Origin of the sequence: Aquirhabdus parva (assembly GCF_003351745.1) — a bacterium.
GTDB classification, from domain to species: domain Bacteria; phylum Pseudomonadota; class Gammaproteobacteria; order Pseudomonadales; family Moraxellaceae; genus Aquirhabdus; species Aquirhabdus parva.
Genome location: NZ_CP031222.1, coordinates 2,255,558 through 2,277,876 on the forward strand (window position 1 = coordinate 2,255,558; position 22,319 = coordinate 2,277,876).

Here is a 22,319-nt window from a genome sequence, read left to right on the forward strand (position 1 = left end):
TAACATCACAGTACACTCGTTTTCCAAATGATCCATGCCGCTTTTCCAAATGTTCCGTACTAGCCTATGTTTTCTAAAACAATACATAAGAAGTACATGATGTGGCATAGGCTTTGCTTGAACGAAATAGTGGTGCTGTAAAGTGGGGTGCGTAAACAAAATACTTAACTTTTTGTTTTTAAAGATAACTCTTCTTTTCTACAGATTTTATGAGTAATTCCAAGGATTTTCAAAATCATTGGAATTCATTTACTCTGTAAGTCCAGCTACAACTATTTCCATACTTTTTTCTAAATGGTGAAAAACTTCATCAATATTTCGCAATCACAAATTAACCTTTGATTGTGAGATAACTGTGCGCCCCGATCTTGAGCACAGATTGATGAGATTTAAGGAATTATGAAGGATAAAAGTAGCGGTAAATATCAACATGAATAAGCTATAAACCGTCATTAAAAATTGAAAATACTACTGGAATAATGAACATGCTGCGTTTGAAATCTAAGCCAACTCTTATCATTGCTCTTATTGTCCTCATCATTGGCTTAGTTGGAGGACTCTTTGTTTTCTCCAAGCACGATGACCCCAAAAAGTCCACAAAAGATGAGGCTACCAAGAATGATAAACCCGCGTTATCTGTTGACCTCGCCAAACCACGTATGATGCAAGTACCAGTGACGATTTCAGCGAATGGGAACATTACGGCATGGCAAGAAGCGAGTATCGGCAGCGAAGCAAATGGCTTACGCCTAACTAATGTTTTCGTCAATGTTGGCGATGTCGTGCATGCTGGCCAAGAGCTTGCCCGTTTTGCACCGGAAACAATTCAAGCCAACGTGGCACAGTCAGAAGCATCTCTACTCCAAACCCAAGCAAATGCTGCTCAAGACTTTGCGAACGCCGAACGCGCTAAAAGTCTTGATGCTGAAGGTGCCTTGAGTAAGCAAGACATTAGCCTCTATATCACCAATGCCAAAGCAGCAAAAGCAAAAATTGAAGCAGCCCAAGCTGTTTTAAATGCACAGAAACTTCAACTTAAATTCACTAAAGTCATTGCTCCAGATGACGGAATTATTTCTTCCCGTACAGCATCTGTCGGGGCAGTGGTTATTGGGGGAACTGAATTATTTCGCATGATTCTCAAGAGCCGTTTGGAATGGCGTGCCGAAGTCACCTCAGATGAAGTCCATAAAATAAAAATTGGTGATATTGCAACCATTGACAGTATTGATGGTACTCAAATCAAAGGCAAAGTCCGTATGATTGCACCAACTGTCGACGCTCAAACGCGTATGGCTCTGGTTTATATCGACTTACCGATTATGCAAAATACAAACTCCCCTATTAAGGCGGGAATGTATGCGCGCGGAAGCATTAACCTAAACAAGTCGTCTGCACTCACCTTACCTCAAACTGCGGTGATCATGCGTGATGGCTTTAACTATGTTTTTGCATTGGTAGCAAACAATAAAGTTGAGCAAATCAAGGTTAAAACGGGTCATCTCATTGATGATCAACTCGAAATTCTTAGCCCACTTCCTGCCAATGTTCAAGTTGTAGCAAATGGTGGAACCTTCCTCAATAACGGAGATACTGTGCGTGTCGTAACAAACACAAATGCCAAAACGGCAGATCTGATCAGTCATCCTCTTGCCAAAACTGCACCATAGGATATTGCAATGATAAATGTCTCATCATGGTCAATCAAAAATCCTATTCCTGCAGTGATGCTGTTCGTATTTTTGACATTTGCGGGTCTACTTTCTTTTAAGGCAATGAAAATACAAAACATGCCGGATGTAGAAATTCCGGTTGTTGTCGTTACTGCATCTTTGCCTGGAGCAACACCATCTCAGCTAGAAACGGATGTCTCACGTAAACTAGAAAACTCTATTGCCAATATTGCGGGGATTAAGCATGTACGCTCAGTTGTCGAAGATGGATTAGTCTCTATATACGCAGAGTTTCAACTCGAAAAGCCCATGCAAGAAGCTGTGGATGATGTTCGTACAGCGGTATCCCAGGTCAGAGCTGATCTTCCCAGTGATGTACGTGATCCGATCGTCACTCGTGTGAATAATTCAGATCAGCCTATGCTGGGTTACACGATCGCCTCGGATACCATGGATACTGAGGCACTCAGTTGGTTTGTCGATAACACGCTTACACGCCAACTCCTTACCCTTCCTGGAGTAAGCCGTGTTCACCGCGTAGGCGGGGCAACACGTGAGATTCATGTTGATCTTGACCCTATACGCTTACAATCACTGGGTGCGAGTGCCGCCGAAATATCGCGACAACTCGTACAAGTCCAAAATGAAAATGCGGGCGGTAGAATCGACCTCGGCAGCGGAGAACAGCCGATTCGGACCCTTGCAACAGTCAAATCTGCACAAGAGCTTGGGCTATTGGACATTGCATTATCGAATGGCCAACACATTCGTCTGGATCAAGTGGCAACGATCAAAGATACCATCGCAGAACCTAGAAGTAGTGCTTTCTTCAATGGTAAACCTGTTGTTGCATTTGAGATCACTCGCGGTAAAGGCGAAAGCGATGTTTCAGTAGGTGCAGAGGTAAAAAAAACGCTTGAAGAGTTCAAAACCAAATATCCAGCAATCAAAATTCAAGAAGCCTATGACTATGTCAAATATACAGAAGATGACTATAAACAATCGATGTCATTACTTTTTGAAGGAGGCTTTCTTGCCATTCTGGTAGTCTGGCTTTTTCTTCGTGACGCGCGAGCGACTTTTGTTTCCGCTATTGCCCTGCCCTTATCGATACTACCAACGTTTATTGGAATGTATTTTTTTGAGTTTACACTCAACGGTATCAGCTTATTAGCACTATCGCTGGTTATCGGTATTTTGGTCGATGATGCCATCGTTGAAGTTGAAAATATTGTTCGCCATCTGCGTATGGGCAAAACACCTTACCAAGCTGCAATGGAGGCTGCTAATGAAATTGGCTTAGCCGTAATTGCCACCACATTTACTTTGATCGCAGTTTTTCTACCGACCGCGTTTATGAGCGGGATTGTTGGTCGTTTCTTTAAGCAATTTGGTTGGACAGCCGCATTAGCAGTTTTTGCATCACTCGTCGTTGCTCGCTTACTGACGCCAATGATGGCGGCATATATGCTCAAACCAACAACGACTGTACATAAAGACCCTTTCTGGATGGCTCGATATTTACGTTTAGTTGATTGGTGTATCACGCATCGCCTGCGTACGATGATTGCTGCGACAATCTTTTTCTTTGTGTCTTTCGCCTTAGCGATAACACCATGGGTTCCCAAAGAATTTATTCCCGCTAACGATGCATCCGAAACTCAAGCCAAACTCGAACTTCCACCAGGTTCAACACTAGCTCAGAGCCAAAACGCCGCAACGCTTGCTCGCCAGTTGTTGATCCAAATTCCATCCATCAAAAATATCTACACCGCGATTGGCAATGAAGGTGATCCACGAATGGTGTCACTTAATGTGACTCTCACACCACGTGGGGAGCGTCCTAAACTTCAAACCGTAGAAGATCAAATGCGTAAAGCACTTGAGCAAGTTCCTGGTGCGCGTATCAATATTGGCCAAGGTGGCGATGGTTCAGAATACAACCTCATTTTAGCAAGTGATGACGCAGAAGCATTACAAGCAGCTTCTCTTGCCTTAGAAAAAGGAATTCGAACCATTCCCGGGATTGGTAACATTTCTTCAACCGCAAATCTCAACCGACCAGAAATCGCAGTACATCCAGATTTTGCTCGAGCTGCAGAATTGGGGGTGACCAGCACAGCAATAGGCCAAACTCTTCGTGTCGCCACTCTGGGTGACTACGATACCAACTTGCCTAAGCTCAATCTGGCAGAACGACAAATACCCATTGTCGTGAAACTAGAAGATCATGCTCGCAAAGACATTGATCTTCTACAGCGACTCAGCGTCCCCAGTACTAAAGGGCAACCCGTTATGTTAGGACAAGTCGCTAAGCTCGAAATGAGTAGTGGACCCTCTCTCATTCGTCGTTATGATAGAGCACGCAATGTCCGCATCGACATTGAGCTTTCGGGCCTGCCGCTAGGGGACGTTATGGATGCAGTGAAAAAGCTTCCAGCAATGCAGCAACTTCCCCCAAGTGTCAAACTGATTCAAATTGGGGATGCAGAGGCACAAGGAGAACTGGTCGTCGGCTTTATTCTTGCCATGTTCACGGGAATCCTCTGTATCTACGCGGTATTGGTATTGCTCTTTAAAAACTTTTTGCAACCCATCACCATTTTATGCGCGTTACCACTGGCGATTGTAGGGGCTGTACTTGGATTGTTGATTGCGCATAAAAGCCTCTCCCTTCCTTCATTCATCGGATTGGTGATGCTTATGGGTATTGCGACTAAGAACTCTATTCTTCTCGTTGAATACGCGATTGTTGCGATGCGCGATCATCATTTGAGTCGTTTAGAAGCATTAAGAGAAGCTTGTCATAAACGCGCCCGCCCGATCATCATGACCACTATCGCTATGGGTGCTGGGATGCTCCCCGTCGCCATAGGTCTAGGTTCATCAGATCAAAGTTTTAGAGCACCGATGGCCGTTGCGGTTATCGGGGGGCTGTTGACCTCTACAGTACTGAGCCTATTGGTGATTCCTGCGGTATATACTTATATCGATGATCTTGGAATCTGGTTCAATCGCAAAATGAAAAAAATGCGCCACCAACCTTGATCAGCCTCCCCCCCTCTAGAAGATATTTTAGAGGGGGCTTTTAATAAATCATCTCCCGAATTAAAGATCCAATGATCCATTCAATAGAGGTACTTTTTGAATGAGGCCCAAATAAGGACAGTCACGAATTGAGCTTCAGAATTTCCACCGACAAAAATAAGCTGGATCTTGTACTCATCCACAGCTTCCTCAATAACCATGCTCCATGGGCGATTGGCATTTCTGTAGATACCGTGGAAACGGCTATTAAAAACTCCTTATGCTTTGGTGTGTTTATCGACGAGCTGCAAATCGGCTTTGCTAGACTCATCACTGATCAAGCAACATTCGGTTATTTGTGTGATGTCTTCATCTTGCCCGCCCACCGTTCAAACGGTTATGGCAAACAGTTAATCCAGCATATTTTTGCGATGCCCCAGCTCAAGCGCTTACGCAGAATTGTACTGGTAACCGCAGACGCTCATGAGCTCTATCGCCTTGCCGGCTTTGAGTCTCTTGCACAGCCAGAGCGCTACATGGAAATACATCGACCTCAAATCTATCAGCAATCCCCTAAGCATTAGACCCAACGTTTTAACACGTTTTAAAAGAGTGATACACAGGCTCCACACGTACATCAGTTTTAACCGAATTGGCAATAAAGCACTCTTCATGCGCCTCATGATGCATCTGATCTAACTCTTGGTGCGATGGTATTTTCTCTTGTGAAAAATGAACATCTGTTTTTAACGTTACTACTGTCATTGCAAGCTTATTTTCGGCATTTTTTGCCATGATTCCGATTGCTGCATCATAATAATGATCGATAATAAATCCACGTTTGGCGGCTATAGCCAAAAACCACAACATATGACAGCTTGAAAGCGCTGCAACAAAACTCTCTTCAGGGTCTACTGCCGCTGTCTCAGAATACGGTAATGGCACAACATGAGGGGATGATGATCCTACGACATCAACCCCACCATCAAAGCGAAGAATGTGCTTACGACTATAGCGGTTGTCGAGAAAGTTTTGATTATCTCGACTCCAGATCACCTCAACGCCATACTGTGCCATTCCTCTACTCCTTGATTTGTAGTCTATGAAAAACAAAAAAGGAAAGCACATGCTTTCCTTTTTAAATATCACACCATCACATCACTGACCAAGCACATTGATCAATTGCGCTTTTACGCTGTCAATATTATCCAGACCATTCAACTTGGTATAGCGCGGTGCATTCTCACCAGATGCAGCACGTTTTTGGTAGAAACCAACCAGTTGAGCGGTTTCTTTATGATAAGAAAGCAGACGCTTTTTAATGGTTTCAACTTCATCATCTGGACGGATAACCAAAGGCTCGCCCGTTACGTCATCCACATTTTCAACTTTAGGTGGATTATAAATAACATGATAAATACGACCTGATGCTGGATGTGAACGACGACCTGACAAACGCTTAATGATTTCTTCATCGGGCACATCAATCTCAATCACGTGATCAATAGTCACACCTGCAGATTCCATCGCTTCAGCTTGAGGAATCGTGCGCGGGAAACCGTCAAAAATACAGCCATTGGCACAGTCGGGTTGGCTAATACGCTCTTTGACTAGATTAATAATCAAATCATCAGAAACCAGACCACCCGCATCCATCACACTTTTTGCTTGTAGACCTAATTCAGTTCCTTCTCGGATCGCTGCGCGCAGCATATCACCAGTTGAAATCTGAGGAATCTGATAACGTTGATTGATCAACTGAGCCTGAGTCCCCTTTCCAGCTCCAGGTGGTCCTAGCAAAATAATACGCATAACAAATCCTCAAATAACCGAAAAATAAAAACGAGAAAACCTTAAATTCAAAAATTCTTTTATTGGCGTAACCATACCGTTCTACAAGTTTGGACTCAAGCCATTTCTGTACTTGAGTCGGTCACAACAAATCCTTGATTCGTGCCAATCAAGGACGAACTTGATCCACATCAACCGTATAGCGGAGACGATCATCCAGTGGTACTGGTAATGACTCTAAATCCCCCGACTCCCCCGTAGGGTTACTGCTTTTGCTTACACGCGCCGCAACCACCAGTGGGGTCCCTTGACGATGCGCCGATGAAATTGTTCGATCAGCCAACATGCTATCTTGATCAGACAGTGTTAGTTCTATAGGCTGATGATGACTCAATTGATTCATCAGCATTGATCCCGTCAATTTCTTGACCGCATAAGGCGCAGGCATCCCTTCAGCCGCACGGATATAAACAAACAAAGTATCACGTGCAGTGATTTTTGAAACTAGACGATCTGCTAATTGTACAGTAATTGTGAGTGTGCTATCAGCTTGACTTTTCGCAACTTGCATCCTTGCCTGTTTAGCATCTTCAATTGCTGTATTTAATTGCGCCAAAATCGCAGGACTAATCGGCTGATCAGGAGTTGCACGTGCAATCCGAACCGCCTTCAAACGCTGTAACCAATTAATAGCATCATCATACAGATGCGCGCGATAAGTTGCCATCGCCATCAGCATCAAAGCCCCTTCATGATTCGGGTTTTTACTTAAAATATGGCGAACCAGATCTAACGCGACATCGTCTATTTTACCTTGTTCGCTGAAAAAACGCATCTGTGCATACGTCATTGCAATATCATCATCTTCAGGATTTAATCGATATGCATGCGCCAAAGTTGCAAGTGCAGGTTCCACTGCTTCAGCTGCCATATAGGTCTGAGATAAAACGACCCAACGCTTTGCTTCTAGTGGATGCTGATAAATATTGGCCTGTAATGCCTGTAATAAGGCAATACCGTGCTCTGTTGCATCTGCAGGCGGTGTACTGATTTGTCCTGTCATCAATTGTTCAGCAACTTTGCCATATTGATCTTGCGCGCTCCAATAACCCACCAAAGCGGTATGCTCAGCGCGTTTATGGAGTGACCATAGGAAATAAGACCCTAGCGTAAAGATCGGCACCCAAAGAAATACAATACATATAATAATCCTAGGCAGTCTTGCAGAATGTTGAACCGATGTGCGGCCCAATTGATCCTTTTGAACACCCGATACATCATGATCCGCAGCAGCAATCAGTTGACGTTCTAAATCTACTTTCTGGTCCTGATACTCATGTATATCAAGCTTCGCTTGTTGATAATCCGATTCGAGTTCTGCCAGCCGCTCACGAAATACAGAAATATTTAGATCAATCATTGTCTGCCGTGATTTGGTACGCCTTAGCCATGGTGAGATCACAATCAATCCCAGCAGCAATGATAGGATCAAGGCGACTCCCCAAAACATGATCAATGTCGAATTAGCGGCCATGGGGTTGTTCCTGATCATTTTGCTGTGGTGTTTGCGGATTAACACTCGACCCATCTAACAGTTGTTTCAAGCGCCATGACTCCTCACTACTCAGAGGTGCAGTAGATACGCCTTGGCGTTGACGCGCTCTTAGCAACCACCCCATCAGCCCCAAAGCCAAGAGCATGGGTGGCGTAAACCAGAGCAACCATGTTGAGGGTTTGATTGGGGGCTTATAGCTTATAAACTCACCATAGCGAGTGACCATAAAATCCCGAATCTCTTGATCGGTACGGCCATTCTGGACAAGCTCATAGGTTTTCTGCTTCAAATCTTGTGCAATAGGAGCATCTGAACCCGCTAGATTGGCGTTTTGACATTTTGGGCAACGGAACTCTTCAATCAAGCGATGATATTGTGTCTCTTGCTCTGAACTTTTAAACGTGAGATTGCCGTCTGCAGCAATGACCATCGTTGTCGCAAGAGCACAGGCCAGCAAGAGTAATCGAGGGAAAGAAAGCATAGAATGCATTATTGGCATCCTGCACCTCCACCCACTTTAAGGCTATCCAAGCATGGCTTAAGCTGTGTTTGCCAAACGCTATCATCGACCTCCCCGATCACATGCAAACGAATCTGCTGATGCTGATCAACAATAAAAGTCTCTGGCGCACCCGTAAGCCCCAAATCTAGACCTAAATCTCCTTTGGAATCCTGTAGATTAATACTGAAAGGATTACCGTGCTTTTCCAGATAAGCCAATGCAGCACTCGGCTGATCTTTGTAGTTGACCCCGACTAAAATCACGCCTTGGCGCGCCATTTTCATTAAATAGGGATGTTCAACAGCGCAGGTGGGACACCATGAGCCCCAGACATTGAGTACAAAAGGCTGTTTTGGCAAGTCAGCTACTGTTTGCAAACGACCATCCGCCAGACTCGGCAAGTTGAATGTGGGAAAAGGTTTCCCTGTCGTTGCTTGAGGAACAATCTTAGGATCTACGCCTAAACGCGTCCATAGTAATACCGCCAATCCGATGAAGATCAGCAATGGAATCAACCAAAAAAACTTCTGTCGATTCTGATTCATCACGTAATCTCCAAATGGGGAGTTGCAGTACCCGAATTTTTACCTCGCTTAGATAAACGATAACGTCGATCCATAATCGCAAGTCCACCGCCAAGTCCCATCATTAAAGCCCCTAACCACAACCAACGGACAAACGGTTTGCAATAAACCCGTACTGCCCATGCACCCTCGGGATGATTCGGATCTAGAGGCTCACCGAGCGCAACATACAGATCACGAATAAAAGTGCCATCTATCGCAGCTTCAGTCATCGGACGATTCTGCGCAACATAAAATCGCTTCTCTGGGTACAGCATGCCCACAACTTCGCCTTCTTTACGTACACTAAAGGTTGCCAGTGTCGCATCATAGTTTGGACCTTTGAGACCTTGTAACGAATCAAAATGAAAGTGGTATCCGGCTAAATCCACAGACTGCCCTTGTTTTAGTGCAACATCACGCTCAATGCTTAAATGGGTCGTCAGGGTAATGCCCATAATCACGACCAGCAAACCTAAATGTGCAAACACCATCCCCCAATAACTCAGGGTTAAACGACGTAAACCCCGCCATAGGTTTGGCGCAGTTTTCGACTTGTTCCAGATATCCCAAAGCAAAAAACCACAGACCCATAGGCAGAGTGCCACAGTGAAGCCCGTCATAGCCGCATGCTTCCCTGCCACAATGAGCCAGAGCCCACCACCTGCAAGTAGTGCAGTCAAGCCGACCGTGATCGCTGGTAACACCAACTCTCGGCGTAAACGATCCGACTGCTGTTTCCACGCAGTTACCGGCGCAATCGCCATGAAAACCAATAGCAACCATGAAAGGGGAACAAATAATGAATTGAAGTATGGAGCGCCCACTGAAACACGCCCCAGCGCGAAGGCATCGGCAATGAGTGGATAGAGCGTACCCAAGAGCACAACGGTGGTGGCAACCACCAAAATCAGATTATTGACCACCAAAAAGGTCTCACGCGACCATAACCGATAGCGACTTTCAGTCGTCAGCTTCCAACCGCGTAACGCGAATAACAATAAACCACCGCCCACAACAGCTATCAGAATTCCGAGTACAAATAATCCGCGAGAAGGATCTGCTGCAAAAGCATGGACAGAAGTTAAGACCCCAGAACGAACTAAAAATGTACCTAACAGACTTAAAGCAAAGGCCAAGATCGCAAGCAGAACTGTCCATGCTTTAAATACACCGCGCTTCTCACTCACCGCCAGCGAATGAATCAGCGCAGTTGCAGCAAGCCACGGCATAAAAGAAGCATTTTCAACTGGATCCCAAAACCACCAGCCGCCCCAACCCAGCTCGTAATAAGCCCACCACGACCCAAGTGCAATACCCACTGTCAAAAATGACCAAGCTGCAAGCGTCCAAGGTCTAGACCAGCGCGCCCAAGCCGAATCCAGACGCCCAGCCCAAAGTCCAGCCATAGCAAAAGAAAACGGAACCGCCAATCCCACATAACCCATATACAGCATCGGAGGATGGATGATGAGGCCAACATCTTGCAGTAAAGGATTTAAATCAGCACCATCTACGGGCAACATTGGTAGCGAGCGTAAAAAAGGATTTGATGTAAAGACAATGAATGCAATCATGGCGACCGAGACCATGCCCAATATAGACAACACTCGAGCAATCATATCGAGTGGTAGTGCGCGACTAAACAGCGCAACCGCCCCACTCCACAGCCCCAGAATCGTCACCCAGAGCAATAAAGACCCTTCATGACCGCCCCACACCGCAGACATTTGGTAATACCAAGGCAGTAAGCTATTTGAGTGATCTGCAACATAGATCAGACTAAAATCATTGGTCAGAAAGGAAGCCATCAAACAAAAGAAACTGACCAATAGCGAAAGCATCTGTGCAAGCGCTAAAGAGGGTGCAAGCTGCTGCAAGAGCGGTTGACGACTTATGACGCCAAGTAAGGAAACGACCCCTTGTAACAGCGCGATCATCAGAGCGGCTATCAGCGCAAAAAAACCTAACTCACCTAACATCTGCACACCGCTCCAATGCCGTGACCTGCATATCCAACATCACTAGAAGATTGAATTTCTCTCAAATAACAAGCAATTCCTATACTTGTTCTTCAAGCAAATTATTTGCATAAAAAAACCCGCAATTACACGTTGCGGGTCTTTTTATTATGTAATGACAACAATTCGTCTGTAAAACTTTAGCTTAGTGAAAACCAAAGATCAACTGAATGAAACCTGCAACAGCACCTGTTACACCACCCAGTACAATCAAAATCCATTCATCCTCATGAAAAGCAGGACGCAATAAGTTTTGGAACTCTGGCGGTGTCAATTTCAGGATACGCTCATAGAATATCTGATAAATTTTATGACCACGGCTTTGATTCAGTACGGGATTAGAGACGGGCTTCATTGTGACTTCAATCGACTTATCGATCATATCATTTTTAAGCTTGGCGTATTCTGTAGGTCCGAGACTGACTTGTAAGACCGTCCGCAACAAGGGCGTTTCCATCACTAAATTAATATGACGTTTGATGATACGACGTGTCTTTTGAGCACGTGAACCATACATCATTTCAGTCATGATACTTTTTACGGTAATCAATTCTTGCGTCACCACCTCAGCAAACACGGCTGAAACTTCAGGCTGACGACGCATAAAAGCGCCCTGCCATGGAAACGTCCCAATCTTAGGAATGGTCGGTACCACATAAGGAAACTTACGTATAAATCTAAAAATTTGCGGAAAACGAATGTTGATCGGCTCGATAGGGTTAAACACCATCATGATGGCGATCCAGTTGGTGAGGAAGCCCCACAAGGCGGCCCAGAACACAATTGTCCAGTGCCAAGGCACGATCAAGAAGATGACCATCTGAATCATACCGAAAATCAATCCAATCAAAGCACTGATATGCCAGATAAAATTAATTTCCTTTTGACCGACTTTCAAAAACATTTGCACCATCAGCGCGCGATCGCCTTCCATTTTGTTGACGACCATCTCGCGCATATCGACCAAGCTTTCAACATTAAAGGTTAGCTCAGTCACCACATCATGCATAACCAAGGGCATTTGTTTATGCGCTTGCTCATAGATGCGACGCTTAATGGAATAAGGCAAATTTTCCCAAAGTGTCGCATTACGGTCCAGCATGACTTCATCGATTAAATATTCCAGTTCTTCACCGATTTCATCGCCAATCATCTGAGCCATTTCAGCGGGATCCATCGCATAAAAGAACTCTTGCAACGACCCTAATTTAGATAAGGTTTGATCAACAATAATGCCAGATATCTTTCCAGCTTTACGCGGCACAATCCCCTGCCAGCCGATCGGTAGTGGCCCTAAACGAATACCCCAAAACTTAATGGGATAAAACATCATGTTTAGCGCCATCCACACATGCATCCACGTCACAATGGCGGCAACTGGTGCAATGGTGATATAGACCCAGAAATGTTCGCCATTAAGCACATCATGCAAACGCATAACGAGAATTTGCCAAAAATTGTATAACATGCAGAATCCTATTCGACTGGCTAAATCAATATTACTTTATTATCAAAAAGATGAGTAGTGACGACGTCACTACTCATCATTAAAAAAACGATTAGGACAATCCTAAAATACACGTTCAGTAACGCGGCTTAGAATACACCAAAACCCCAACTTAATCCGAACATCACGGTCGGTGTGACTTTTTGCTGATCAGGATTACCATCTTTATCACGTTGTGCTGCACCGACAGAAACACTAATCGCAGTCAAACTGGCTTGATTCATAAACAAGTAAGACATTTCTAACGCACCGCCTAAACGGTTTTTGTGCTCACCGCCAATGCCGCTATTCATGATATGTCCTGCATATGCCCCAAAATAAACGCCATCGTTATCTTTTTCATTGGTATACAAATAAGGCATTCTAAAGCCCACTTGCCCCGCAATGTTCTTGCCATCCGCGAATTGCCCTACTTTGGCATATACATGACCAAAACGTGTCGGTGCTTCTACATTGACGTGTAGTAAAGAGTTCGTGTCACCAACTCCAACATACAAGGTATGTAAACCTTCTACTTTGGTGTGGTTAAATCCAAACCAATCTAATGTCGAATCCATCGCAGAACCGACCATACCCGGTTGATTCGAAGTTGCTGATGCAGACTCTTCTGCATACGTCGTACCGACATAAGCAAAACTACTGGCGATTAATAATACTTGCAGCACAGAAAAAATCTTTTTGGGCTGCATTTTTTGTTTATCCAGAGTCATTGACTGAGACTCGATCATTCGTTCCATGAGTTTCCTCTTCTCCACGTCACATCGCTATATTAACGAATCTATATTGTTGTTGCTGTGTTGATCGCCACAAGTTGTGATGTCATCAAATAAGCATTCACTTTGCCAGCATTCACATACTGACCGGTGAAGTGAGACTTTGCACACATTTAAAGCAAGTATGATCTTGGTGTGAACTTTAACAGAAAAAGTGCGGCATAGAAGCACAAAAACTGCCATCCCGAATGTAAAATGTGAATCATTACACACCTTATGAGAACCAGTTTTCACTTCAGTACGATTGAGACATCAATTTGCTAGCGATTAAGCCCCAGTTTAGTCGCCAAAGTTGAGTGCTCATCTGTATACTGCAACGAAAGTTGATTGTCAGCACCAGCATGGATCGTTACACTCGCAAGCCTTAGATTCGTCCTGCACACCTTTTAGTTTTTGCGACCACTCATGACGCGTTTTTCCAGATCAAAAAATCCTATTCCACTAAAAGACCTTGCAGGTGAGCGCAATCTTTTTCGTTCGCGTATTTTTACAGCGGCGATTTTGGTGGTGTCCTGCTTCTTACTGCTTTTGTTCCGTTATGCGCATTTGCAAATACAGCAGTACGATCACTTCACCACCGAATCAGATAAAAACCGGATTAAACTCCAGGCCGTGCCCCCTACCCGCGGCTATATTTATGATCGCAATGGCATTTTACTTGCGGACAACCATCCCATATTCACTGCGATGGTGAATCTGGATGACATCAGTGATCTGGATGCAACGCTTAAAGCACTCACCCCTGTGCTCGACCTGTCACAAGAAGATCTTGATCGTTTTACGAGTCGTGCACGTGTCAGTGGTAAACTCAATCCAATCGCCCTAAAAATCGATCTCACCGAGCCGCAAATTGCTCGCTTTAGTGAACGTAAACAAGAATTCCCGGGCGTCTCTATTCAAACGAAGATGACCCGCTTTTACCCACATGGCGACTTATTTGCCCATGTAATCGGTTATGTTGGACGCATCAATGATAAAGAACAAGCCACGCTGGATAAGGTTGCTTACGCGGGAACTGATCTAATTGGCAAAATTGGCATAGAAAGATCCTATGAAGATCTTTTGCATGGGACACCTGGTTATCAGTATATCGAAGCGAACGCCCATGGCGAAGTTCTAAGACAATTAGGCAAAACTGACGCCAAACGCGGTAATGACCTCTACCTCTCCATTGATTATGGCTTACAAAAAATAGCTCAAGATCAATTGGCCGGCCGCAGGGGTGCTGTGGTCGCGATGGACCCGCGCACAGGCGAAGTACTCGCATTTGTCAGTAACCCCTCTTTTGATCCCAATCCTTTTATTGCAGGAATCAAATCCGACCTTTATGCCCAACTCCGCGATAGTCCAGATCAGCCTCTCTTTAATCGCGCTTTGCAGGGTCTATATCCACCGGGCTCAACAATTAAACCTTTTGAAGGGCTAGGCGGTATTCATTTTGGACTAATTGACTGGAGCTCTCGGATTTTTGATGGCGGTTCATTTCATTTACCCGGTGACTCTCATCTCTTTCGTGATGATGCAAAACGAGGTCATGGGATCGTCGACCTTGATAAAGCCATCGCTGTATCTTGCGATACTTTCTTCTATGTTTTAGCTTATCGCATGGGCATTGATCGCATGCATGAGTGGATGACCCAATTTGGCTTCGGCAGTAAAACAGGTATCGATCTACCTGGAGAAAAAAGTGGTCTTTACCCATCACAAGAATGGAAACGAGAGCGCCGTAAATCAAACTGGCTACCCGGTGAAACAATCTCTTTGGGCATTGGGCAAGGCTATTTCTTAGCTTCTCCACTACAATTAGCCATGGCAACATCGATCATGGCTAATCAAGGTAATCATGTCAGACCCCATTTACTATTAACGACCAAGGGTCCAATCAATTATCCGATCAACAATAAGCCAGACGGTAAAATTAATTTTAATGGTGTCGCGGAAGACTGGCTGCACATGCGTGATGCAATGGTTGGTGTGGTGATGCATGGTACTGCGCGTCGAATCAGTTATGGTCTGTCGTACCAAATTGCCGGAAAAACAGGTACCGCACAGGTGGTGAGTATCGCTCAAGGCAAAAAATACAATGAAAGTGCGCTCAACCATCGCCAATATGACCATGCATTATTCACCGCATTTGCCCCTGCGGATGCGCCTCGTATCGCAGTGGCCATCATTGTGGAAAATGGTAAGCATGGCGCCAGCGCTGCGGCACCTATAGCGCGGGCAATGTTTGACTACGCAGTACTGCATATGGACAAAGATCCGATAAAACCTGAGCCTGCACCCGTAGACAGCGGTCTCATGACCGCTGGTCAACCGATGCAACAAGTTGTCGCACCCGCCTCTACCCCCAAGCCACAGCCCATCGTCGATAGTGCAGGAGATGAGTAAGCAAAAATGAATCAACTACGCATTATTGGTGGAGAGTGGAAGCGACGTATCATCCGCTTCGAAAGTATAGATGGATTACGCCCTACCCCAGATCGCGTGCGTGAAACACTGTTTAATTGGCTGATGTGGGATGTCGCAGGTCGACGTGTGCTTGACCTTTGTGCAGGGAGTGGCGCCCTTGGTCTTGAAGCACTTTCTCGGGGTGCTGCGGAATGTACGTTGATTGAACCGCATAAGAAACAAGCACTTCAACTTTCTAAATCGCTCAGCGAGCTGAAAGCAGAAGGTGCACAGGTCATTAACTTGACCGCACAAGCAGCTGTAAACCGCATTGATGGGCTATATGACCTGATGTTTCTTGATCCACCGTATAGCTTAAATCTATGGGCGGATTTAGCATCCATCTACGATGCCAAGTTGAGTGATCATGCATTGATTTATGTCGAAGCAGATCGCGCTCTAGACAGCTTAGGCCTACCTACCCACTGGACACTGACCAAAGAAACAAAAGCAGGCAGTGTTAGGGCTGGGTTATTCAAAAAAACTTAAGCGCTGGTCTTAAAGCTGCATAAGATCACGCAGCTTTAATAGCTCTTAGCCAACTTGCACCGATAGCATCGTAATTGACCCCATCTCTCCGCCATCGACAATAATCTTGAGTGGATCATCATCAGTCATAAGCGCTGCGATATAGAGAAAAGGCAAAAAATGCTCAGCGGTAGGCACACTGAGTTTTGCGCCTTCTAATTTCATATAGTCGATCAACGCTTCTATATTTCGATCTAAGAAATGCCGCTTAACACTTTCATTAAATTGCTCCGCCCAATCAAATGAACGACTACCAACATTCCAATCCATGACCCGTAAATTATGGACGACATTACCACTGCCCATAATCAATACCCCCTGCTCACGCAAAACAGCAAGCTGACGGATCAATGCAACATGTTGTTCAGCACTGAGTGTCGCATCAATACTGAGCTGCAATACGGGAATATCTGCATCGGGATAAACATGGGTTAAGACCGACCAAGTGCCATGATCTAAGCCCCAACCATGATCTAATGTCACAGTTGTCGGTAGTAACAATTGGGAAATCTGAGCAGCCAGCTCGGCATCGCCGCGAGCTGGATAACGAAAATCAAATAACGCCTGCGGAAAACCACCAAAATCATGGATGGTCTTTGGATGCTGCATCGCCGTCACACCTGTCCCGCGCGTATACCAATGTGCAGAAATCATCAGAATGGCTTTGGGACGAGGCAAATCTTGCCCAAGGTGTCGCCAAGCCTCAGTGTAGCGGTTTTGCTCAATCGCGTTCATTGGGCTGCCATGACCCAAAAATACCGCAGGCATTTTTGCAATAGAAGAATTTGTTTCGAGCGTCATCATCATTCCCACCCAATTATTCAAATTATTAGATCAATGTTTAACAGGATTGATCGAATTAAATCGAAGCATAACTCAGGTTGTTTAGGCTGATAACTCGGATAAAGCCACAATTATTGTTAAGATATAGTTAACAATAATCTAGAAATTCTCACATTTAAAATAAATCTAGTGCTTTAAATAGCTTTAGAAAATCGGGGCAAGTTATCGACTTTAACTTCAAAAGAAAGAGGGATAAAAGATACTCTCTTTTATCCCTCTTTCTTTATTAAACGACACACGCTTTCCTTTTAATATAAAGGAAAACCTGACACCATAGGTTTACCCTCTTTACGCTCCTCATCCACCATCTGTCTGGCGACAAAGAGAATCAACTGACGTAACCAGCGATGCGCTGGATGATGATGCAGGAGTGGCCCCCATGCCATCTTCAGTTCAAACTCTGGAATATAAAACGGAGGGTCTTTAATCACTACGCGTGGGTTATTCGCTTGTAATCGTGCGACTCGGGTTGGCAAAGTTGCAATCAGATCTGCGTTAGCAGCGAGTAAGCCTGGGGTTTGATAATGACGCGTAAAAATACTGATTTTACGTTTTTGCCCGATCCGCTCTAGCGCTTGATCAATCCAGCCGAGTCCTCCCGATTTCTCAGGATTCACTCCAAATCCAACTCCCATACCCGTTTTACTGACCCAGATATGCTGCGCCTCTAAATAACTTTTGAGATTAAACTGTTCCAGACTCGGACTCTTGTCATTCAACAAACAACTGAAACTATCACGCCAGACTAAGACCTGGTGAAAACTTTGCGGAATTTCATTAAAGCGGTTAATTGCCAAATCGACTTTACCTTGCTCCATGTCCCGATAAGAAACATCCGAAGGGGTTAAAAAGTCGAGTACCACATTCGGTGCTTCAGAGCGCATCGCCTTCACTAAACGCGGCACCAATGTTGCTTCAGCATAATCGCTTGTCATAATGCGGAAAACACGCGCACTGGTATAAGGGCGAAATTCGGTCCTTGGCTCCAAAATCTGAGATAAATCAGCAAGGGCCTCACGAATAAGCGGCTGTAACTCGAGTGCGCGCTCAGTTGGAGTCATCCCTTCAGACGAACGAATCAACAGCGGATCATTGAACAATGTGCGTAACCGACGCAGAATATTACTCATCGCGGGTTGGGTTACACCTAACTGTTCAGCCGCACGTGTGACATTTTTTTCTCTCAATAAAACATCAAGATAGATGAGAAGATTAAGGTCGACACGCTCAAGATTCATGAAATAAATACCGAAGATTAAATTGATAAATTAGCTAAATTATGCCATAAAAAGTAGACTCTGCGCATTGTTAAAGCACACTTAATATCTATTTTTTATTAAGCCTTGCTTTAATTTTCCCTCATTCAAGACAGGAAAATGTCATGACTACGTACAGTACTGCTATTGATGCCGTTCGTGCTATTAAAGCGAAATTCGGTGATACTTGGAACGCAATCAGCCCAGAAGATGCAGCACGCATGCAAATTCAAAACCGTTTCAAAACCGGTTTAGACATTGCTAAGTATACCGCTGCCATCATGCGTAAAGACATGGCTGAATACGATGCCGACAACAGCAAATACACCCAATCATTGGGCTGCTGGCACGGTTTTGTTGGTCAACAAAAAATGATCGCCAACAAAAAATACTTCGGCACCACAAGCAAAAAATACTTGTATCTGTCAGGTTGGATGGTTGCTGCACTACGTTCAGAATTTGGCCCATTGCCAGACCAATCAATGCACGAAAAAACTTCTGTGCCTGCATTGATCGAAGAACTCTACACCTTTTTGCGTCAAGCTGATGCTAAAGAACTGAACGACTTGTTCCGTCAATTGAAAAAAGCTCAAGAAGCGGGTCAAGACACCAAAGCAATCGAAGACAAAATCGAAAACTTTGAAACGCATATCGTTCCTATCATTGCCGACATCGATGCTGGTTTTGGTAACGAAGAAGCAACTTACCTGTTGACCAAGAAAATGATCGAAGCGGGTGCTGCATGTATCCAAATCGAAAACCAAGTTTCTGACGCTAAACAATGTGGTCACCAAGCTGGTAAAGTAACTGTACCACATGAAGACTTCTTGGCAAAAATCAACGCAGTACGTTATGCATTCTTAGAACTCGGTGTAGACGACGGTGTTATCGTTGCACGTACCGACTCTGAAGGTGCTGACTTAACTCAAAAAATCCCTGTTTCTAAAGTAAAAGGTGATTTGGCTTCTCAATACATCAGCTACCTTGACACTCAAGAAATCGATATTTCTGAAGCGCAAGACGACGAAGTATTGATCAAGCGTGACGGTAAATTGCATCGTCCAAAACGTTTGGCAAGTGGCTTGTTCCAGTTCCGTGCTAACACTCAAATTGACCGTGTTGTACTTGACTGTATCACCAGCTTGCAAAACGGTGCTGACTTGCTCTGGATCGAAACTGCAACACCAAACGTTGCTGAAATCGCAGAAATGGTTAACCGCGTTAAAGAAGTTGTTCCAAATGCTAAGCTGGTTTATAACAACAGCCCATCATTCAACTGGACACTGAACTTCCGTCAACAAGCTTACGATCGTTTTGTTGCTGAAGGCAAAGACGTATCTGCTTACGACCGCGCGAAACTGATGAGCGTTGACTACGATAACAGTGAATTGGCTAAAGAAGCTGACGAACGTATCCGTACATTCCAAGCTGATGCATCACGTGAAGCAGGTATTTTCCATCACCTGATCACTCTTCCGACTTACCACACCACTGCTCTGCACATGCATGAGTTGTCAAAAGGTTACTTCGGTGATCAAGGTATGTTGGCATATGTTGCTGGCGTACAACGTAAAGAAATCCGTGAAGGTGTTGCTTGTGTTAAACACCAAGCAATGGCGGGTTCTGACATCGGTGATGATCACAAAGAAATCTTCGCTGGTGAACAAGCGCTGAAAGCTGGTGATGACGCTAAAAACACCATGAACCAATTCTCTGCATAATTTGCAGTAAGTTGGTTGTGAAAAAGCCCCACTCTTTTGAGTGGGGCTTTTTTTATTCGTTTGGAATGATCCGTAAGCCTGCTTTTCGATATTAAATATCGTAATTTTTCGTAATTCATTTATGCACACAAAATAAAAACTAATAATAACAAAATCTTAATTAACATAATTTAGAAAATAAATACCAAAGATCATCCTGATAAACTGGCTAAATTATGCAAGGAATCCTAGAATCATTTCACAATATCTGTATAAGGTTTTCCAAAATCAATCGTCGAACCCTCACCTATTCATCAACCTGTCGTTTCCTTATCCGGATGCTGACTGGTGCTAAGTGAAGTTCAGCTCCTATCAGAGTGATTGAATCCAAGAAAACTTTAAGTAAAGCGGTTTAGTTTTATTTCTTCAATGTGGTCACTAATGATTTTTGATTAATCTGGAGTTTCACCATGAGTACAGGTAACTATGATCGTCAGGCAGAAATTGCTGCCATCGAAAAAGACTGGGCAGAGAACCCGCGCTGGAAAGGTAAAAAAAGAGATTACACCGCCGCTGATGTCGTACGTCTGCGCGGTTCGCTCAAACGCGAAAACACCATCGCCAAACGCGGTGCAGAAAAGCTATGGGATATGGTGGTCAACGGTGCAAAGCCCGCTTTCCGACCCGATAAAGATTTCGTCAACGCGATGGGTGCATTGACGGGTGGTCAAGCGGTTCAGCAAGTTAAAGCGGGTGTTCAGGCGATCTACTTGTCAGGTTGGCAAGTGGCGGCAGATGCCAATACATCAGAAACCATGTATCCCGATCAATCTTTGTATGCCGTCGACTCAGTTCCAACCGTTGTTCGCCGCATCAATAATGCCTTTGAACGTGCAGATCAGATTCAGTGGAAATCAGGCAAGAATCCAGGGGACGCAGGTTATATCGACTACTTCGCCCCGATCGTTGCCGATGCTGAGGCTGGCTTTGGCGGCGTGTTGAATGCGTATGAGTTGATGAAAAATATGATCCGTGCTGGTGCCTCAGGTGTTCACTTTGAAGACCAGTTGGCATCAGTCAAAAAATGTGGCCACATGGGTGGTAAGGTTTTGGTTCCGACGCAAGAAGCGGTTCAAAAACTCAATGCTGCACGTTTGGCGGCTGACGTTGAAGGGGTTCCGACCATTGTTCTGGCACGGACTGATGCAAACGCGGCAGACTTGTTAACCTCGGACTTTGATGCCAACGACAAACCATTCATCATTGGTGACCGTACTGCTGAAGGTTTTTATCGTGTTCGCGCAGGCATTGATCAAGCGATTAGTCGTGGCCTAGCATATGCACCTTATGCGGATTTACTGTGGTGTGAAACAGCGAAGCCTGATCTTGATGAAGCGCGTAAATTCGCCGAAGCAGTGAAAGCGAAATATCCTGATCAGTTACTGTCTTATAACTGCTCCCCTTCTTTCAACTGGAAGAAGAATCTGGATGATGCGACGATTGCCAAATTCCAGCGTGAGCTATCTGCTATGGGCTATAAGTTCCAGTTTATTACCTTGGCAGGTATACACAGCATGTGGAATGGCATGTTCAACTTGGCATATGACTACGCCCGTACCGATATGACAGGCTATGTCAAACTGCAAGAGAAAGAGTTTGCCGATGCCGAAAAAGGTTATTCCTTCGTTGCGCACCAGCAAGAAGTCGGTACTGGTTACTTTGATGATGTCACAACTGTCATCCAAGGTGGTGCCTCAAGCGTCACAGCTTTGACAGGTTCGACAGAAGAAGAACAGTTTCACTAAGCATGATCGATGAACTTAAAATCCCTCTGCAAATGCAGGGGGATTTTTATTGGACTACCAATAAACATGTCCTGTGGCCTTCAAGAATCAGACGTCTCACTGAACTCGTGTTTTGCACAGTCGATCACACAATTACTTTTGATTACAAAGTGTCAATTATTTCTCCATACTTTTTAGTTTAGCTACTTGCTAATCCGCTTTTTAACAACAATAATCGAGATGGATATAGGAATTTTTCATAAATATAGTTGTTTTTGTGATTTAGGTAAGTCGAAAGCGACGTTACTTGAACCGGACTCATCGCGTTATTGGTATTAACGCAGT

The 22,319-nt window shown here is 44.6% G+C and carries 17 protein-coding genes; 7 read left to right on the plus strand and 10 right to left on the minus strand.

Annotated features, from left to right (window positions below):
• Positions 1-485: 485 nt before the first annotated feature.
• The 3 genes from HYN46_RS10130 to HYN46_RS10140 all read left to right on the plus strand — a co-directional run bounded on the left by HYN46_RS10130 (position 486) and on the right by HYN46_RS10140 (position 5,284).
• The gene (locus HYN46_RS10130; protein WP_162818152.1) at positions 486-1,670 is read left to right on the plus strand and encodes an efflux RND transporter periplasmic adaptor subunit; all 1,185 of its coding nucleotides are present in this window, start codon (positions 486-488) and stop codon (positions 1,668-1,670) included.
• A gap of 12 nt (positions 1,671-1,682) precedes the next feature.
• Positions 1,683-4,721: an efflux RND transporter permease subunit gene (locus HYN46_RS10135; RefSeq protein ID WP_114900711.1), complete on the plus strand. Its 3,039-nt coding sequence runs from the start codon at positions 1,683-1,685 to the stop codon at positions 4,719-4,721.
• A gap of 128 nt (positions 4,722-4,849) precedes the next feature.
• A complete protein-coding gene (locus tag HYN46_RS10140) occupies positions 4,850-5,284 on the plus strand; it encodes a GNAT family N-acetyltransferase (protein ID WP_114899274.1) in 435 nt (144 codons plus the stop codon).
• A 10-nt stretch (positions 5,285-5,294) separates the two neighbouring features.
• On the opposite strand, the gene HYN46_RS10145 is transcribed toward HYN46_RS10140, so the two are convergent.
• The 8 genes from HYN46_RS10145 to HYN46_RS10180 form a co-directional block, all read right to left on the minus strand.
• The gene (locus HYN46_RS10145; protein ID WP_114899275.1) at positions 5,295-5,777 is read right to left on the minus strand and encodes an OsmC family protein; all 483 of its coding nucleotides are present in this window, start codon (positions 5,775-5,777) and stop codon (positions 5,295-5,297) included.
• 81 nt (positions 5,778-5,858) lie between these two features.
• The gene (gene adk / locus HYN46_RS10150; protein ID WP_114899276.1) at positions 5,859-6,512 is read right to left on the minus strand and encodes an adenylate kinase; all 654 of its coding nucleotides are present in this window, start codon (positions 6,510-6,512) and stop codon (positions 5,859-5,861) included.
• Positions 6,513-6,660: 148 nt separating this feature from the next.
• Complete coding sequence (gene ccmI / locus HYN46_RS10155; protein ID WP_162818153.1) at positions 6,661-8,025, minus strand: c-type cytochrome biogenesis protein CcmI; 1,365 nt, start codon at positions 8,023-8,025, stop codon at positions 6,661-6,663.
• Positions 8,015-8,503 carry a cytochrome c-type biogenesis protein gene (locus HYN46_RS10160; RefSeq protein WP_407640801.1) on the minus strand — a complete coding sequence of 163 codons (489 nt, stop codon included), beginning with the start codon at positions 8,501-8,503 and terminating at the stop codon, positions 8,015-8,017. Before HYN46_RS10160 ends, ccmI begins: the two co-directional genes overlap by 11 nt.
• Positions 8,504-8,535: 32 nt before the next feature.
• A complete protein-coding gene (locus HYN46_RS10165; RefSeq protein ID WP_114899278.1) occupies positions 8,536-9,093 on the minus strand; it encodes a DsbE family thiol:disulfide interchange protein in 558 nt (185 codons plus the stop codon).
• Positions 9,093-11,093 (minus strand): heme lyase CcmF/NrfE family subunit, encoded by a 2,001-nt coding sequence (locus HYN46_RS10170; RefSeq protein WP_114899279.1) that lies wholly within the window; start codon positions 11,091-11,093, stop codon positions 9,093-9,095. The genes HYN46_RS10165 and HYN46_RS10170 overlap by 1 nt, the downstream gene beginning before the upstream one ends.
• A 184-nt stretch (positions 11,094-11,277) precedes the next feature.
• Positions 11,278-12,570, minus strand: coding sequence for a hypothetical protein (locus HYN46_RS10175; RefSeq protein ID WP_114900713.1), 1,293 nt, complete (start codon positions 12,568-12,570; stop codon positions 11,278-11,280).
• 158 nt (positions 12,571-12,728) lie between these two features.
• On the minus strand, positions 12,729-13,376 hold the full coding sequence (locus HYN46_RS10180; protein ID WP_114899280.1) for a hypothetical protein: 648 nt from the start codon (positions 13,374-13,376) through the stop codon (positions 12,729-12,731).
• Positions 13,377-13,817: 441 nt separating this feature from the next.
• On the opposite strand from HYN46_RS10180, the gene mrdA reads away from it, so the two are divergent.
• Together mrdA and rsmD are read left to right on the plus strand one after the other, a co-directional pair.
• Entirely contained in the window at positions 13,818-15,803 is a 1,986-nt protein-coding gene (gene mrdA / locus HYN46_RS10185) for a penicillin-binding protein 2 (RefSeq protein WP_114899281.1), read from the plus strand.
• A gap of 6 nt (positions 15,804-15,809) precedes the next feature.
• Positions 15,810-16,352, plus strand: a complete 543-nt coding sequence (gene rsmD, locus HYN46_RS10190; RefSeq protein WP_114899282.1) for a 16S rRNA (guanine(966)-N(2))-methyltransferase RsmD — start codon at positions 15,810-15,812, stop codon at positions 16,350-16,352.
• A gap of 45 nt (positions 16,353-16,397) precedes the next feature.
• On the opposite strand, the gene ygiD is transcribed toward rsmD, so the two are convergent.
• Positions 16,398-17,198, minus strand: a complete 801-nt coding sequence (gene ygiD, locus HYN46_RS10195; protein ID WP_114899283.1) for a 4,5-DOPA-extradiol-dioxygenase — start codon at positions 17,196-17,198, stop codon at positions 16,398-16,400.
• Positions 17,199-17,482: 284 nt separating this feature from the next.
• Positions 17,483-18,472 carry a LysR family transcriptional regulator gene (locus HYN46_RS10200; protein WP_114899284.1) on the minus strand — a complete coding sequence of 330 codons (990 nt, stop codon included), beginning with the start codon at positions 18,470-18,472 and terminating at the stop codon, positions 17,483-17,485.
• Positions 18,473-18,615: 143 nt separating this feature from the next.
• On the opposite strand from HYN46_RS10200, the gene HYN46_RS10205 reads away from it, so the two are divergent.
• Together HYN46_RS10205 and aceA are read left to right on the plus strand one after the other, a co-directional pair.
• Positions 18,616-20,211: an isocitrate lyase gene (locus HYN46_RS10205; protein ID WP_114899285.1), complete on the plus strand. Its 1,596-nt coding sequence runs from the start codon at positions 18,616-18,618 to the stop codon at positions 20,209-20,211.
• Positions 20,212-20,660: 449 nt separating this feature from the next.
• Entirely contained in the window at positions 20,661-21,995 is a 1,335-nt protein-coding gene (gene aceA, locus HYN46_RS10210) for an isocitrate lyase (RefSeq protein WP_114899286.1), read from the plus strand.
• Positions 21,996-22,319 lie beyond the last annotated feature (324 nt).

Bases quoted from the DNA above. Each gene is read 5' to 3' on its own strand.
- HYN46_RS10130 (WP_162818152.1), top strand. From the start codon at position 486: ATGCTGCGTTTGAAATCTAAGCCAACTCTTATCATTGCTCTTATTGTC.
- HYN46_RS10145 (WP_114899275.1), bottom strand. From the start codon at position 5,777: ATGGCACAGTATGGCGTTGAGGTGATCTGGAGTCGAGATAATCAAAAC.
- adk (WP_114899276.1), bottom strand. From the start codon at position 6,512: ATGCGTATTATTTTGCTAGGACCACCTGGAGCTGGAAAGGGGACTCAG.
- ccmI (WP_162818153.1), bottom strand. From the start codon at position 8,025: ATGGCCGCTAATTCGACATTGATCATGTTTTGGGGAGTCGCCTTGATC.
- HYN46_RS10165 (WP_114899278.1), bottom strand. From the start codon at position 9,093: ATGAATCAGAATCGACAGAAGTTTTTTTGGTTGATTCCATTGCTGATC.
- HYN46_RS10170 (WP_114899279.1), bottom strand. From the start codon at position 11,093: ATGTTAGGTGAGTTAGGTTTTTTTGCGCTGATAGCCGCTCTGATGATC.
- HYN46_RS10175 (WP_114900713.1), bottom strand. From the start codon at position 12,570: ATGCGTTTGCATGATGTGCTTAATGGCGAACATTTCTGGGTCTATATC.
- HYN46_RS10180 (WP_114899280.1), bottom strand. From the start codon at position 13,376: ATGGAACGAATGATCGAGTCTCAGTCAATGACTCTGGATAAACAAAAA.
- mrdA (WP_114899281.1), top strand. From the start codon at position 13,818: ATGACGCGTTTTTCCAGATCAAAAAATCCTATTCCACTAAAAGACCTT.
- rsmD (WP_114899282.1), top strand. From the start codon at position 15,810: ATGAATCAACTACGCATTATTGGTGGAGAGTGGAAGCGACGTATCATC.
- ygiD (WP_114899283.1), bottom strand. From the start codon at position 17,198: ATGATGATGACGCTCGAAACAAATTCTTCTATTGCAAAAATGCCTGCG.
- HYN46_RS10200 (WP_114899284.1), bottom strand. From the start codon at position 18,472: ATGAATCTTGAGCGTGTCGACCTTAATCTTCTCATCTATCTTGATGTT.
- HYN46_RS10205 (WP_114899285.1), top strand. From the start codon at position 18,616: ATGACTACGTACAGTACTGCTATTGATGCCGTTCGTGCTATTAAAGCG.
- aceA (WP_114899286.1), top strand. From the start codon at position 20,661: ATGAGTACAGGTAACTATGATCGTCAGGCAGAAATTGCTGCCATCGAA.